The organism is Williamsia sp. 1135 (assembly GCF_002095395.1).
GTDB lineage: Bacteria > Actinomycetota > Actinomycetes > Mycobacteriales > Mycobacteriaceae > Williamsia.
The window spans coordinates 50,202-64,426 of sequence record NZ_MJEI01000099.1; the positions used below are offsets into that span (position 1 = coordinate 50,202).

14 protein-coding genes and 1 pseudogene are annotated in these 14,225 nt (G+C 64.7%); 5 read left to right on the forward strand and 10 right to left on the reverse strand.

Annotation, left to right across the window (positions count from 1 at the left end):
• Window positions 1-42: 42 nt before the first annotated feature.
• The 4 genes and pseudogenes from BFL43_RS18050 to BFL43_RS18065 form a co-directional block, all read right to left on the reverse strand.
• Window positions 43-966, reverse strand: a pseudogene (locus BFL43_RS18050) (alpha/beta hydrolase).
• Between the two features lie 58 nt (window positions 967-1,024).
• Window positions 1,025-2,266 carry an MFS transporter gene (locus BFL43_RS18055; protein WP_084893983.1) on the reverse strand — a complete coding sequence of 414 codons (1,242 nt, stop codon included), beginning with the start codon at window positions 2,264-2,266 and terminating at the stop codon, window positions 1,025-1,027.
• A gap of 149 nt (window positions 2,267-2,415) precedes the next feature.
• Window positions 2,416-3,891 (reverse strand): NCS2 family permease, encoded by a 1,476-nt coding sequence (locus BFL43_RS18060; protein WP_084893875.1) that lies wholly within the window; start codon window positions 3,889-3,891, stop codon window positions 2,416-2,418.
• Between the two features lie 106 nt (window positions 3,892-3,997).
• On the reverse strand, window positions 3,998-4,681 hold the full coding sequence (locus tag BFL43_RS18065) for a hypothetical protein (RefSeq protein WP_084893876.1): 684 nt from the start codon (window positions 4,679-4,681) through the stop codon (window positions 3,998-4,000).
• A 198-nt stretch (window positions 4,682-4,879) separates the two neighbouring features.
• On the opposite strand from BFL43_RS18065, the gene BFL43_RS18070 reads away from it, so the two are divergent.
• Together BFL43_RS18070 and BFL43_RS18075 are read left to right on the forward strand one after the other, a co-directional pair.
• On the forward strand, window positions 4,880-5,641 hold the full coding sequence (locus tag BFL43_RS18070; protein ID WP_084893877.1) for a HemK2/MTQ2 family protein methyltransferase: 762 nt from the start codon (window positions 4,880-4,882) through the stop codon (window positions 5,639-5,641).
• Window positions 5,638-5,865: a CDGSH iron-sulfur domain-containing protein gene (locus BFL43_RS18075; protein WP_084893878.1), complete on the forward strand. Its 228-nt coding sequence runs from the start codon at window positions 5,638-5,640 to the stop codon at window positions 5,863-5,865. Before BFL43_RS18070 ends, BFL43_RS18075 begins: the two co-directional genes overlap by 4 nt.
• A gap of 29 nt (window positions 5,866-5,894) precedes the next feature.
• On the opposite strand, the gene BFL43_RS18080 is transcribed toward BFL43_RS18075, so the two are convergent.
• The 3 genes from BFL43_RS18080 to BFL43_RS18090 are packed head-to-tail and all read right to left on the reverse strand — an operon-like array spanning window position 5,895 to window position 8,002.
• The gene (locus BFL43_RS18080) at window positions 5,895-6,908 is read right to left on the reverse strand and encodes an iron-containing redox enzyme family protein (RefSeq protein ID WP_084893879.1); all 1,014 of its coding nucleotides are present in this window, start codon (window positions 6,906-6,908) and stop codon (window positions 5,895-5,897) included.
• 37 nt (window positions 6,909-6,945) lie between these two features.
• Window positions 6,946-7,584: a CoA pyrophosphatase gene (locus BFL43_RS18085; RefSeq protein ID WP_084893984.1), complete on the reverse strand. Its 639-nt coding sequence runs from the start codon at window positions 7,582-7,584 to the stop codon at window positions 6,946-6,948.
• A 58-nt stretch (window positions 7,585-7,642) separates the two neighbouring features.
• Window positions 7,643-8,002, reverse strand: a complete 360-nt coding sequence (locus BFL43_RS18090) for a VOC family protein (protein ID WP_084893880.1) — start codon at window positions 8,000-8,002, stop codon at window positions 7,643-7,645.
• 115 nt (window positions 8,003-8,117) lie between these two features.
• Between BFL43_RS18090 and BFL43_RS18095 the strand changes: the two genes are divergently transcribed.
• Window positions 8,118-9,002, forward strand: a complete 885-nt coding sequence (locus tag BFL43_RS18095; protein WP_084893881.1) for an SDR family NAD(P)-dependent oxidoreductase — start codon at window positions 8,118-8,120, stop codon at window positions 9,000-9,002.
• 24 nt (window positions 9,003-9,026) lie between these two features.
• Complete coding sequence (locus BFL43_RS18100; protein WP_084893882.1) at window positions 9,027-9,494, forward strand: SRPBCC family protein; 468 nt, start codon at window positions 9,027-9,029, stop codon at window positions 9,492-9,494.
• A gap of 17 nt (window positions 9,495-9,511) precedes the next feature.
• Here BFL43_RS18100 and BFL43_RS18105 read toward each other — a convergent pair whose 3' ends face one another.
• Window positions 9,512-9,718, reverse strand: a complete 207-nt coding sequence (locus tag BFL43_RS18105) for a hypothetical protein (protein ID WP_084893883.1) — start codon at window positions 9,716-9,718, stop codon at window positions 9,512-9,514.
• Between the two features lie 47 nt (window positions 9,719-9,765).
• On the opposite strand from BFL43_RS18105, the gene BFL43_RS18110 reads away from it, so the two are divergent.
• Window positions 9,766-10,446, forward strand: a complete 681-nt coding sequence (locus BFL43_RS18110; protein WP_084893985.1) for a guanylate cyclase — start codon at window positions 9,766-9,768, stop codon at window positions 10,444-10,446.
• Between the two features lie 282 nt (window positions 10,447-10,728).
• Here the strand turns inward: BFL43_RS18110 and BFL43_RS18115 are convergent, their stop codons facing one another.
• Window positions 10,729-11,784 (reverse strand): PHP domain-containing protein, encoded by a 1,056-nt coding sequence (locus tag BFL43_RS18115; protein ID WP_084893884.1) that lies wholly within the window; start codon window positions 11,782-11,784, stop codon window positions 10,729-10,731.
• Window positions 11,781-14,024 (reverse strand): MMPL family transporter, encoded by a 2,244-nt coding sequence (locus BFL43_RS18120; RefSeq protein ID WP_084893885.1) that lies wholly within the window; start codon window positions 14,022-14,024, stop codon window positions 11,781-11,783. The genes BFL43_RS18115 and BFL43_RS18120 overlap by 4 nt, the downstream gene beginning before the upstream one ends.
• Window positions 14,025-14,225: the final 201 nt, after the last annotated feature.

Sequence of the window (14,225 nt, forward strand, 5' to 3'; positions counted from 1 at the left end):
CACCTTCGGTCAGCTTACTGGTGGGGGTTCGCAAGATATGAGTCAACGCGGGATGAGCGGCTGCTCCTGATCCCAGACACCCATGAGTTCGGTGATGATGTCCACCGCCATTCCGAGCCCGCCGAGATGGCTCTCGCCGGTCATGGTAAAGAGCTTGGCGTCGGGGAGCAGGTGCACCATGTGTTCGCCGTGAGTGTGCGGGATGATGTGGTCGTGGTCGCCATGCCACCAACGGACCGGTCCGGTGATGTCGCCAACCGAGAAACCCCAATCCCTGGCGAAGACAACAACATCGGCGAACGGCGCTTCCAACTGTTTGCGGCCACCGTTGAGCAGGTCATCGAGGAACATCGCCTTGAACTCCGGCCGTTGCAGCAGTTCTCTGTCCGCAGCGGGGGAGAGGCGGCCGTAGATGGCGATGGCCGGTTCGGCGATCGGCCGCGCCACCCGGACGAACGAACTCAGGACTCGTCCGATCGGGGCCCCGATGACCGGCAACATCGGCGCGAGAAACTTGCCCAGCACCATCTCGCCGCCGTCGATCGCGTCGGGTCCCTCGGTCGGAGCCACTCCGCCGAGGATGCCGGTGACCACGACCCGCTCGGGCATCGCATGAGCGACCCCCAGGGCGTACGGGCCGCCGCCGGACAGCCCGATCACCGCAAAGCGGTCGATGCCGAGGGTGTCTGCGACGGTCGCGAGGTCGTCGGCGAACGACAACACGTTGGGATAGCTGTACGACGTGGACGAACCCACACCCGGACGATCGAGTCCGATGAGCCGGATCTCGTTCCGCTCGGCATAGGTGCGGGCTTCGAGTGGGATCTGGCGGCGGGCACCGGGGGGTGCCGTGGAGCCAGAAGACGGCGCGTCCGGTCGCGGATCCGAACTCGGCGAACCCGATGCGCCTGCCTTCGCCACGGCAACGCTGCCTTCGAGCTTGGGACGGTCGATGTCGATCACCAGTTCAGGATGGCATTGATTGCGACGGCGATGTGGCAAAAACGTGTCCGCTGACAGCTGATCAGTCACCGGTCGTGGTCAGGACGAGCTTTCCGTGATCGAGGCCGGGACGTTGGTGTGTCGAGCGCAGCAGCAGGATCGCGCAGAACGCGGCCGAGATGGCGCTGACAATCCCGCCGATGATCAGCGGAGCCCGCGGGTCGGTGACCTCCGCGAGCCACCCGAGCAGGGGACTCCCGATCGGTGTGCCACCCAGGAAGCACAACATGTAGATACCCATGACCCGGCCGCGCATGTCCGATTCGACCGAGAGTTGCATGATGTTCATCGCTGCTGTGCTGAACATGATGTTGGCGATCCCGACCGGGATGAGCATCACGGCCACCAGCCAGAACGTGGGCATGAATCCGACGATGACCTCGGCAATCCCGAACGCGAAAGCCCCCACCAGAAACTGGCGGACACGTGCCGGTCTGGTGCGCCGTGCGGCCACCACGGCTCCGCCCAGGGTGCCGATGGCGAGCATCGTCGACAACAGTCCGTAACCGCCGGCCGAACCCTCGAAGGTGTTGGCCGTGAGCAGCGCGAGCGAGAGCGGGAAGTTCAGGCCGAACGTCGCGACCATGAACACCGTCGCGAGCACCACCACTAGATGGCGATGACGCCGGACGTACCGGATGCCGCTGCGGATCGATCGATCGCGAATGGATTTGGCGCTGCGCATCAGCTCGCTGCTGCGCATTGCCAGCAGCGCGAGGATGACCGCGATCGAGCTCCCGGCGTTGATGAGGAAGACAGGGCCGGTGTCGATGAGGGTGATCAGGAGTCCGGCCAGCGCAGGGCCGACGATCCGGGCGAGGTTGAACGTCAGCGAGTTCAACGCCACCGCGTTGGGTAACTGCTCGACCCCTACCATCTCGATGGTGAACGACTGCCGGACCGGGGCGTCGACCGCCGAGATGCACCCGAGGGCGAACGAAAGTGCGTAGACCAGCGGCAGGTTTGCCGCACCACTGACGTCGATGACGCCGAGGAGCAACGCGCACATGGCCATCGCGACCTGGGTGCCGATCAGCAGCTTGCGTTTGTCGAATCGATCGGCGAGAGCGCCTGCGGGAAGCGAGAGTATCGCGGTGGGCCCGAATTGCAGAGCCATCACGATCCCGACCGCCACACCGCTGCCGCCGGACAACTCGAGGACCAGCCAGTCCTGGGCGATGCGTTGCATCCAGGTGCCCGTCAGCGACACCACTTGGCCGCCGGCCCAGAGCCGATAGTTCCTCACCCCGAGGGACGAGAACATCAACGGCAGCTGCACACCACCAGTTTAGTTGCGACTTGCAAACTAATTCGAATCGCTCCCCGGCACGCCGATGATGGGTTGTTGTGCCGGCGCCGACCTCGGCTGATGTTCGCCACGACGACCCATTTCCGGAAGGTGCCGGAGGAGCGTCAGCCGATGAGGGTCTCGATCGGCTCTTTCGCGAAGTACAGCACGAACAACCCGGCCACCACCCAGAGCAGCGGATGAATCGTCCGGATCTTGCCGCGCGCGGTGGCCAGGACGACCCAGGTGATGAAGCCGACGCCGATGCCGTTCGCGATCGAGTAGGTGAACGGCATGACGACAATCGTCAGGAAGCAGGGGAGCGCGTAGTCGAAACGGGTGAGGTCGATGTCACGTACCTGCGAGATCATCATCGCTCCGACGACCACGAGGGCAGGTGCGGCTGCTTCGAGGGGCACCACCGAATACAGCGGGGTGAAGAACATCGCGATCAGGAACAGCACGCCGGTGACCACATTGGCGAGCCCGGTGCGGGCACCCTCTGCGATACCCGATGCGGATTCGACGAACACCGTGTTCGACGATGCCGATCCGACGCCGCCGGCGATGGCACCGGTGCCCTCGACGACCAGCGCCTTGCCGATGTTCGGCAGATTGCCGTCCTTGTCGGCCAGCTCGGCCTCTTTGCCGAGGCCGGTCATCGTGCCCATGGCGTCGAAGAAATTGGACAGCACCAGGGCGAACACCAGTACCGACGCCGACAGGACACCGATTCTGGTGAACGCCCCGAACAGGTCGACGTCCCCGACCAGGCTCAGGTCCGGCAGGTCGCCGACCGAGGATGGGACATCCGGGATGTTGAGGCTCCAGCCCTTGCTGTCGTCGACGGATGGGCCGAGGTCGGCGAAAGCCTGCACGATCATCGCGACCACGGTGGTCACGACGATGCCGATCAGCAGGCCACCGCGGACCTTGCGCACCACGAGGATGCCCATCAGCAGCACCCCGAACACGAAGATCAGGGTCGGCCAGGTCGCGATGGAGTTGTTGATGCCCAGGCTCACCGGCACGTTCGTGCCTGCGACGTCGGGGATCCGTTTGACGAAACCTGCGTCGACGAAGCCGATGAACGCGATGAATGCGCCGATGCCGGCCGCGATGGCCGCCTTGAGTTCGCCGGGTATCGCCCGGAACACCGCCGTACGGAAACCGGTGACTGCGAGCAACACGATGATGATGCCGTCGACGACGACCAATCCCATTGCCTCAGGCCACGTGACCTGTGGTGCGATGGACACTGCCAGCAGGCTGTTGATGCCCAGGCCTGCAGCGATGGCGAACGGATAGTTGGCGACGAGCCCGAAGACGATCGACATGATGCCGGCGACCAGTGCGGTGACCGCGGCGACCTGTGCCAGTGGCAGTACATCTGCGAGGACGTCGGCGTTCTTGGCGTTACCGGGCACGCCGCCGATGATGATCGGGTTCAGGACCACGATGTAGGCCATCGTGAAGAACGTGACGAGGCCGCCGCGCACCTCGCGGGCGAGCGTCGAATTGCGTTGAGTGATCTTGAAATACCGGTCGATCGCGGACTGTGGTCCGGACTGTTCGGTGACCTTGTCGCTGCCGGTCGTCATCTGTTGCCGCGTCCCTCCCGACTCGACCGACGATGGCCGAGACCGACTCGTTCGAGATCGTACAAACCCCTACCGGTCGAGCACAATCGCCGAGCTGGTGTTCCGGTCAGCTCTCGGCGTCGCGGCCCTGTCTGCTGCGTCGATAGGCGACTTCGCGAATCGACGAGAGCCAGCTCGGTCCCGGTCGGACAGTGCGGGTGGTGTGCACGGTGGGGTCGAAACCGATGTCCGGATAGTCCGATTCGTTGGCGGTGGCGGTGAGTTCGACGCGGGCCAGCGGGAAGAAAGGGGTGTGTCCTTGCGTCTGTTCGAGTTCGAAGACAAGGCCGCGATCATCGATGCGGCGTGCGATCTGATCCGTCGCGATGCACTTGTCCGCCCGCTCCGGCACGAGCCGAGCCCGCAACCACCAGGACGCGTCGCGGTGGTCGAGCGGTTGCAGCGTGCTCAGGACCGCGGTGTCCACCGAACGCGCCGGGAACGGAATCGTCTTACGCCAGCCGGTCCCGCCTAGTGCACTGGCCAGCAGTAGGTCCCAGGGGGTTTCATCGCCTTCGTGCGGCTCCATCCGAATCGCGAGTCCGATGACGTCGGGTAAGGCGCCGGGGGCACCGACACCCTTGGATACCCGGGCGATCACGGGACCGGTCTCGACCGGCAGGCCGACGCTGTCAGATGCGGTGCGCGTCAGGGTTCCGGTGGCCAGCACGCCATTCGGATGGAAGAGGCGGGCGCCCCGGATCGCGGCCCCGGCTCTGATCGGGAGACCGGCCAGTTCGGCAGCTCTCATGGCTCTCCTCGGCCCGAAGATGGGCTGCTCGAAGGGGATTTCTCCGGGCGCATACCCGGACCAGGGCACCGCGAAACCAGAACGTGATCTGATGGGAGTGGTTTACGCCACCTGTTCGGGGGGCATTAGGTGTTCGGACCCGCCGCCAAGAAGTCGCGTCGGTGTCGCACAGCAGCTCAATCGCGAGGAGCGAAGAAGATGGTCGCAGCCCAGCCAGTCCCGGCAATTCTCGACACCGACACAACCGATCCGGTCGACGAAGCACTCGAGATCTATCAGTCGATTCGAGTGCCGGCTGGAGTGTATGCGCCGCAAGAGGATTCGTTGTTGCTACTGACTGCGCTGGCCGAGTGCGACCTGGTGGCCGGCCGGCGCGTTCTGGATCTGTGTACCGGTAGTGGCGTTCTGGCGGTCGGGGCGGCCGTTCTCGGAGCTGCCCGCGTCAGTGCCTACGACATCGCGCCGAGGGCTGTGCTGGCCACCCGCGCCAACGCCGCAGCCGCCGGAGTGGTCGTCGAAGCCCACAAAGGGTCGCTCCATGAGGCGCTGGGCGCGGGTCCCTACGATGTGGTCGTGTCGAATCCGCCCTACGTACCCGCCGACACCCTGTCCGACGCCGGGGTCGGACTGACCCGGACCTGGCATGGCGGCCGGGACGGACGGTCGCTGCTCGACCCGCTGTGTGTCTCCGCGCCGGATCTGCTCGCCCCCGGTGGGACGATGCTCTTGGTGCAGTCGGAGTTCTCCGACGTCGACCGTTCCCTGATCGGCTTACGCGCCGGCGGCCTTCGCGCCGAAGTGGTTGCACGTCAGAAGATCCCGTTTGGACCCGTGTTGAACGCGAACGCCCGTTGGCTCGAGGTGCTCGGTCGGTTGGAACCTGGTCGCCGGGAAGAGGAACTGGTCGTGATCAGGGCCGACAAGGCTCCGGCGACAAGTGCGGGCGGCGTTCGTAGATGACCGAAGCGGACCGTCCGACACAGGGCCGCCCTACCACTCACATCCGGGTGGTGGCGGGCGGTCCGATCATGGTCGAGGGTCCGGTTAGCATCGAGATGCCCGACGGCAGCATTGTCGATTCGGACCGCTTCACGGTTGCCCTATGTGCGTGTAAGCGCAGCAAGAACTATCCGCTCTGCGACACCAGTCACCGTCGCAAGAAGGCTCTCCCGCAACGGGACTGAGCACGTCGAGCACGTCGAGGCGGACTGCTTCAGTCGACCGGGATGAGCAGCGAACTGCGACCTTCGCGCCACGCTGCCATCAGCAGGTCTGCCAGCTTGTCCTCGAGGTATCCGAATGCCCGGATCCCGAAGACCACGTCCGACTCCAGTTCCGGTTCGCGCGCCAGTAGGTCACCGACGACCTCGTGGCGCATGAGTTGTTCGTGCACGGCGTCGGCTTCGACATGCTCGCGGTAGAACCGCACGCAGGCCTCCGGCGCGCCCATCCGTTCGAGTGCGTCCATCAGCCGCCGCGACCCGGGCGACGATGTTATCTCGGTGGCCGCGAAGTGCCCGATCGTCGCGCCACGGAGGGAGCGGTGCAGACCGATCATCGACATCAGGTTGACCAATGCCAGAGATTCACCGGGAACGTGGTCGATGTAGGCGAGGTAGCCGGCGTCGAGGCCGGCGGCGGTGAGGAGGTCGGCGAAGAGTTGTTGGTGCAGGTTCTCGCCTTTTCCGCCCCCGAACTCGTCGAACTCGACCGCCACGAACGAGGCCTTCGCCTGCCCGGTCAGTCGGGGGATGGCGAACGCGTGCGGGTCGGCCTCTTTCAAGTGGTAGATGGAGCGGTGGACGAAGGTTTCCCGCATCTGTTCCCAGGTGCCTTCGTCGCGCAGGTGAAATGACGGCCCGTCGCCTTCACCCGGTTCGATCGACAACGCTTCGATCTCCGCGGTGGCGTCGTCTCCGGCCTCGATATCGGCGCGCAGGGCACCGAGGAAGACCTGCTCGAGTTGCGCTCGGAACCGGAGGATGTCCAGGTTCCACTCCCACTCGTCGTCGACGTCGGTGAAGCCGCGATAGTGCAGTTCGTAGCAGATGTAGAGCGCAAGCTGCAGATCCTTGCCGTACGCCTGGGTGTCCCAGGCGCTCTGGCTGACGTTGGGTAGTTCCCACGACGTCGTGGGTGTTCCGGCCAGCGCGTCGGTCACCGCCGACGACAAGGGCCCGCACGGCGCGGGCAAAGTGCGGGTGATCGGGCTCAGGGAGGAGGTCACAGTGCTCAGCTACCCGGTCGGAGGTTGCTGGAAACGTTCAGCGCCATGCGAACACCGGTTGTTCGAACTCGCCGACGCGGGTGGCACGGCCGCCGAGGACCACTTCGGCGAACTGGTACATCACTGCGCCGGTCGGGGCGTGGATCAGCGATCCCACCAGCGGCATCTGAATGACCGGGCGCTCGGATTCGGGGATGTCGATGAACCGCGGAGTGACCTGTAGGTCGGCCATCGGGATGAAGAAGAGTTGCGCGACCTCGCCCGGATTGGGGGTGGTCTCCCTGTCGGGTCCGGCCCAGCAGACGATCGGGGTGATGACGTACCCCGACCTGGTGACGTAGTCGTCGAGCCGCCCCAGGACGTCGGCCCGGTCCACCTCGACGCCGAGTTCCTCGTGGAGTTCGCGCAGCGCGGCGGTCGCGTAGTCCTCGCCGGGTTCGATGCGACCGCCGGGCAACGCGAACTGGCCGGGGTGCTCGCGCATCTTCGACGGTCGCTTGGTGAGCCAGATGCCGTACTCGCCGTTGCGGCTCGTCACGGCGATCACCACCGCGGCGCCGCGGGCTCCGTCGAGTGGTGCCGTGGTGTGGTCGAACTCGTCGAGGCGTCGGACGATCGAGGCGCGTAGCTCCTCGGGGTTGTCCTGGTCTGCGCCGGTGGTGGTGATGCCGCTCATGTACTTCACAATGCCGTACGACCCGGTCACCTGCTCGGGTGGCGTCGGTGAGTGGTCGTCAGTCGTCCTTGTGACTGACGATGTTGACGACGTTCCCGTCGGGCGCCCGGACCAGGAATCGGCGCACCCCCCATTCCTCGGTGGTCAGCGGATGGACGATCTCGAACCCGCGGCGAACGGCGTCTTCGTAGGCTGCGTCCACACCGTCGCCGACGTGCACCGACATCACCGAGTGGACCGGGGAAGTGGCGTCCCGCGTCACCACCTGGACCGCTGCGCGTCCGTCCGGCGATTGGAAGTGCGCGACCCAGCCGAGATTGAACGCCTCGACACCGAGCCCCAGGAAGTCTGTGTAGAACTCGCGGGCCTCCGGGATGTCGGGGACGGAGAGATTGGCGACAATGCCGGTGGGTTGCATGGAGACTCCTCGAATCGGTTGCGGGACGCTCTCATTCTTGTCTCGGTGACAAGGAAAAGCAGCGGTCCCGCAGATCTGGATTTGCTCGCAGGTATCGGTCGATACCCTCGGTCGCATGGAACCGTCGTCGTGGTCGCCCAGCCGGTTGGGCATCGTTCGGGGCAAGCGCATCGTGGTCACCGGGGCCACGAACGGGATCGGGTTCGCGACCGCCAGAGCGTTGGCGAGGGCAGGCGCGAACGTCGTCCTGGCAGTTCGCAATGCGCAGCTGGGTACCGAGCGAGCCGCCGAGATGGGCGGGACCACCGAGGTGGCCCAGGTGGACCTCGCTGATCTGTCGTCGGTGCGCAGGTTCATCGACAAACTCGGCGGTGAGGTCGACATCCTGATCAACAACGCCGGAATGGTCCCGCAACATCGCACGTCGACGGTAGACGGATTCGAGACCGCGATCGGCACCAACTTCCTAGGTCCCTTCGCCCTGACAAACCTACTGTTGCCACGGGTGCGGGAGCAGGTTGTCCTGGTGGGATCGAACGCCCACCGGAACGCGACCATCGACCCCGAGGACCTTCATCTCCGGCAGGTGAAGTGGCGTATCTCGCGCTCGTACGCTCAGTCGTTGCTCGCGGTGATGCTGTGGGGTCTCGAACTCGATCGGCGGCTGCGGGTGGGCGGGTCGCCGGTCACCGCCATGCTGTCCGACCCCGGGTGGGCGGCGTCGAACATCTCGAACAAACCCAAGCCGGGCGTGGTCCACAAGGTGGTGCAGGCCGCGGCCAACACGTTGGCCAACGACATCGACGCCGGTGCCGCCCCCACGCTCTATTGCCTCACCGAACCGATCCCGCCGGGGTCCTACGTCAGCGTCGACGGGCTGCGTGCGCTCCGGGGAGTGCCGGTGCTCTACGGGCGGTCGGCGTTGGCGTGCAACTACGAACTCGCCGGTCGCCTCTGGCCCGCAGCGGAGAAGGAAACGGGCACGTCATACCCGTTGTGAACGAATTCGCGTACGTTGGCACACATGGCAGATGCACCCGTGACAACAGTTGATTCCGGACCGAAGAAGGTTTCGCGCCAGGTTGTGGTGAACGCGCCGGCCGCCGAGATCTTTGCGTTGGTGGCGAATCCACACCGACATCCCGAACTCGACGGGTCGGGCACTGTCCGCGACACCCCCGTCAAGGGACCGGACCGCCTCAGCTCCGGCGCGAAGTTCAGCGTCGGGATGAAGCAGTTCGGCGTTCCGTACAAGATCACCTCGACGGTGACGGCTTTCGAGGACAACAGGGTCGTCGAATGGCAGCACCCGCTCGGGCACAAGTGGCGCTGGGAGCTCCAGGAGACCTCGCCGACCACAACCACCGTGGTCGAGACGTTCGACTACTCCACGGCCAAGGTTCCGCAGATGATCACCGTGATGGGCTTCGACAAGAAGAACGGTGACGGTATCAGCGGCACGTTGAAGGCGTTGGCTGCTCGCTTCGCCTGACCGGGCCGGACATCGGATCAGTTGTCGGGGGAGTCGATCTCTTCGTATCGTTTGCGAAGTCGGTCGCGAATGTCGTCGGCCGAGTATGCATTTCGCTGCCGCTGATCGCGCGCGACGAGCACGCCGCTCGCCGCAACCCCGACGACCCCGGCCAGTCCGATCCACTTCCACGCATTGCCCACACCGGTGAGACTATCGCCGATGTGCGGTGCTGCGTAAGTCACGCCGACCCGTTTAGTCTTTGGGGGTGCATCCCCACAGGCCCCCTCCCATCTCGCTCGACCAGGCGCTGGAACAAGCGAGAACAGGAGACATCTGGCTGTTTCGCGGACGGTCAGGGCCGGATCGAGCGATTCAGACCCTCACCAACAGCCCGGTCAACCACGTCGCGATGACCGTCGCGATCGACGATCTGCCGCCGCTGATGTGGCATGCCGAACTCGGGAACAAGCTCACCGACATGTGGACTGGCACCAATCACCGCGGGGTGCAGTTGAACGACGCGCGGGAGGCTGCGCTGCAGTGGATGGAGAAGTACGGGCAGCGTTGCTGGCTACGTCAGCTCACGCCGTACGCCCAGCGCGAGCAGGAGGATTTGCTGCTGAAAGTCATCGCAAAGATGGACGGCACTGCATTTCCTACCACTGCCCGGCTGGCGGGCCGCTGGTTCCGGGGTCGAGTTCCGACGGTAAATGACGTCACCCGAGGAATTCCTGTGCTCGACAAAAAGGTTCGTAAGACTGTCGAGAAGATGAATCAGAAAAAGCAAAATGCTGGACTGGAAACCGCTTATTGCGCCGAGGTGGTGGCAATGACCTATGAGCACATGGGCTTGCTCGCGACCGAGAAACATGCGAATTGGTTCGACCCAGGAAAGTTCTGGAGCGGCGATACGCTCCCGTTGGCGCCGGGGTATGCCCTCGGCACGGAGATTGCCGTCGACCTCCGATAGGTGATCTCTAACCTCCTGCTGGGCAGGAGGTTAGAGATCGGGCATAACTGCCTGGTCTTATCCGATGTTGAGATTGAGCGTGATGCTGAACAGGTCTCCACCGAAGATGTAGAACGAATCCAAGAACTGGGTGAGTGCGGGGAACAAAGCGTCCATGTAAATGCCTCCGAGTGCTCGAATTGAGTCGCACCGCAAGTTGTGCGGCCCGGTAGATCATGACACAGAAGATCAGAAATTGCCCAACGTCGCGCGTAATGCACTGTGCACGCCGAATGAATAATCCTATTGTCGGCGACTGTTCGCCCACTCCAGGACCCGCTCGACGGGCCAGGTGGTCACGATGCGATCGGCCTCGATGCCGAGGCGGGTGGCGCGTTCGCAGCCCAGTTCTTTGAAGTCGAGTTGGCCAGGCGCATGGGCATCGGAGTCGATGGCAAACAGGCAGCCGAGGTCGCGGGCCAGTTCGATGAGTTCATCGGGTGGGTCGACCCGTTCGGGCCGCGAATTGATCTCGACGGCCGTACCTGATTCGGCGCAGGCCTCGAAGACCGCCCGAGCGTCGAACTTCGACTGCGCCCGCTGGCCGCGGCCGCCGGTGACGAGTCGGCCGGTGCAATGCCCCAGGACATTCACGCGGGGATCGAGCGCGGCCGCGACCATGCGCCGGGTCATCGGCCCGGCATCCATCTTGAGCTTGGAATGTACTGATGCCGTGACTATTTCGAGCTGATCGAGCATCTCGTCGGTCTGATCCAGCGAGCCGTCGTCGAGGATGTCCACCTCGATACCCCGCAACAACCGGAACTGCTCACCGAGGGCGCGGTTGAGCTTGTCCACAACCCCGAGCTGTTCGGTGAGCCGCTTGGCCGACAGGCCGTTGGCGACGGTCAATCTGGGGGAGTGGTCGGTCAGCGCCATCCAGTCCTGGCCGAGGTCGATGGCGGTGCGGACCATCTCGATGATGGGTGAGCCGCCGTCGCTCCAGTCCGAGTGGGTGTGCAGATCGCCGACGGTGGCGGTGTACAGCTCTTCGCCACCGGCGGCGAGAGCGCCGATCTCTTTGTCCTGCAGCGACTCCAGGTACTCGGGTAGCTCGCCGTGTACTGCTTGGGTGATGACCGCTGCCGTCGACTTCCCGATCCCGGTCAGCTCGGTGAGCCGGCCTCCGTCGACGCGGGCCGCCAGATCGTCGTCGGAGAGCTTGTCGACCACCTTGAGCGCCTTGCGAAAGGCTTCCACTCGGTAGGTGCCTGCGCGGGAGCGTTCGAGCAGCAGCGCGATGCGGCGTAGCGACTCCGCTGCGGTGACGGGTGCGGTCAGTGGCGATACGGACTTCACCTCACCAGCTTGCCACTCTCGGAAGTCTTGCCGGAAGGGGTGGTGTCGACAGAGGTGGGGTCGGTGTCGTCGGAGTCGTTGTGCATTCCGTCCACGCGCGGAATCCATTCGAGCCAGCTCGGGAACCACCAGTTCGCCTTGCCCAGGATCTCCATCGTCGACGGGACCAGCAGCAGGCGCACGATGCTGGCGTCGATCAGCACCGCGACCGCCAGCCCGACGCCGAGGATCTTCAGGCTGCGGTCGGGCAGGAAGGCCAGCGAGAGGAAGACGCAGATCATGATGAGGGCCGCGCAGGTGATGACCCGCGCCGTGCTGGCCAGACCCTCCGCCACCGACGTGGTTGCATCGCCGGTCTTCTCGTACCGCTCTTTGATCCGGGACACCAGGAACACCTCGTAGTCCATCGCCAGCCCGATGGCCGTGACGAACAGCATCATCGGTACCCAGCTGTCGATCGGGCCCGCCCGTCCGACACCGAATATCGATGCACCCCAGCCCCACTGGAAGATCGCCACGATGACGCCGTACGCGGCACCGAGGGAGAGCACGTTGACGATCACGGCCTTGACCGGGACGACGATCGACCGGAATGCCAGGACCAGGAGCAGGAATGCTGCCGCGAGCACGGCCGCGATCGACCACGGGAGCAGATCCAGGGTGACCTCCGCGTAGTCGATGGAACCAGCGGTGATACCTGTGATCTGCACCGACACATCCGAATTCGGTCCGAGCGAGTCGGGGATGATCTCCGATCGCAGCCGATTGACGAGATCGGTCGTCGCCTCGTCCTGTGGTCCGCCCTTCGGGATCACCGTCATCACCGCGATCTCCGACCCATCGGTGACGCCGACCGGAACGACCGGGGTGACGCCGCTGTCGATGACGTCGGGATCGGCGGCTATACGTTCGGAGAGAGTGTTGAGCGTCGCGGCGGGGTCACTGCCCTCCGGGTATTTCGCCACGACGATCAGAGGGCCGTTCGCCCCGATCCCAAATCCTTCGGTGACGTAGTCGTACGCGACTCGTGTGGTCGCTTCCGTCGACCGGTTGCCGGCATCGGAGAAGCCCAACCGCATCTGGAATGCCGGTATCGAGAGGATCACCAGGACCAGCACGGCGCCGATCACCCCGACCCAGGGCCGCTGCTGGATCTTCTGACTCCACTTCTGCGCCCAGACCCCCTCCAGCGCGCGATCGGGATCCTTGCCGCGGCGTTTGCGCAGCCAGTGCAGAGACAGTCGGTTCACTCGGGTGCCGATGACCGAGAGCAGGGCCGGGAGCAGCGACATCGAGGCGACCAGCGTGCCGAGAATGCCGATGATCGCGGCAAAGGTGAGCGCGGGACCGAGTTCTCCGCCGGAGATGAGGATGCCGCACATCGCGATGATGACGGTGCATCCGGCGAACAGCACTGAACGGCCGGCACGTTGCATCGCGACTGTCACAGCCCGTTCGGGGTCGAGCCCCTCGTGCAGACCTGACCGGAAGCGGGTGACGATCAGCAACGCGTAGTCGATCCCCACGCCGATGCCGAGGATCAACGTCACCGAGATCGCAAAGTTCGGAATGTTCATGAAGTTCTGGACGATGAACAATATCGACGCCCCGACCCCGACCCCGAACAGCGCCGACAGGATCGGGAGACCGGCTGCCACGACCGATCCGAAAGCGACGAGCAGAATGATGAGCGCGAGTAGCACTCCCACGCCCTCGGCAGCCCCGCTCGGCGGTTGCTCGTCGAAGCGGGGATCGCTGAACTCGACTCCGACGCCGGGTATCTCGGTCTTGTCAGCGATCGTCTTGATGCTGTCGACGCGATCTTGCACCTCGGAGTCTGTGCCGGTGCCGAGGTCGAGGGTGGTCACCGATATCCGGCCGTCCTGCGAGATCTGCGCGCCGGGCGCATAGGGATCGCCGACGGTGACGTCGGGCGAGGAACCCCTGATCTCGTTGACCAAGCTGTTCACGGCCTGCGTGACCTCCGGATTGCGGACGCCGCCGGGTACCGCCGGGACCGCTGCGATGACGATTTGTCCGGCCGTCGCCTCGTCGCCTTGCCCGGCGTTTTCGAGTAGCTGGCCGGCCTTGCCCGACTCTGTCCGGAGGTCGTTGGTGAAGGTTGTCGTGGTGGGGCCCGCCCACATTGTCGCCGCCGCGATGGCCGCGATGAGGACCACCACCCAGGCCCCGATGACAGACCAGCGCCTGCGAATGATGAATGCGATGTAACGGTCCATGTCGTGCTCCCCGGGCAGTGGTCGAGTGGACGTCTCTCATCATTGCCCTGTTCGGAGGGCAGCGATATCAGGATTGACCCTGATATCTCCCTGAACTCATCGGTGCGTCAACGGTAGACCCGCACAACGTCCGATGTCTGCCCCTTGTCGTGTTCGTGTCCATCTATCGGGGGACAAGGGCGTGTCATCCGACAGAACCCC

Bases quoted from the DNA above. Each gene is read 5' to 3' on its own strand.
- BFL43_RS18055 (WP_084893983.1), bottom strand. From the start codon at position 2,266: ATGTTCTCGTCCCTCGGGGTGAGGAACTATCGGCTCTGGGCCGGCGGC.
- BFL43_RS18065 (WP_084893876.1), bottom strand. From the start codon at position 4,681: ATGAGAGCTGCCGAACTGGCCGGTCTCCCGATCAGAGCCGGGGCCGCG.
- BFL43_RS18120 (WP_084893885.1), bottom strand. From the start codon at position 14,024: ATGGACCGTTACATCGCATTCATCATTCGCAGGCGCTGGTCTGTCATC.
- BFL43_RS18100 (WP_084893882.1), top strand. From the start codon at position 9,027: ATGGCAGATGCACCCGTGACAACAGTTGATTCCGGACCGAAGAAGGTT.
- BFL43_RS18075 (WP_084893878.1), top strand. From the start codon at position 5,638: ATGACCGAAGCGGACCGTCCGACACAGGGCCGCCCTACCACTCACATC.
- BFL43_RS18070 (WP_084893877.1), top strand. From the start codon at position 4,880: ATGGTCGCAGCCCAGCCAGTCCCGGCAATTCTCGACACCGACACAACC.
- BFL43_RS18060 (WP_084893875.1), bottom strand. From the start codon at position 3,891: ATGACGACCGGCAGCGACAAGGTCACCGAACAGTCCGGACCACAGTCC.
- BFL43_RS18095 (WP_084893881.1), top strand. From the start codon at position 8,118: ATGGAACCGTCGTCGTGGTCGCCCAGCCGGTTGGGCATCGTTCGGGGC.
- BFL43_RS18085 (WP_084893984.1), bottom strand. From the start codon at position 7,584: ATGAGCGGCATCACCACCACCGGCGCAGACCAGGACAACCCCGAGGAG.
- BFL43_RS18090 (WP_084893880.1), bottom strand. From the start codon at position 8,002: ATGCAACCCACCGGCATTGTCGCCAATCTCTCCGTCCCCGACATCCCG.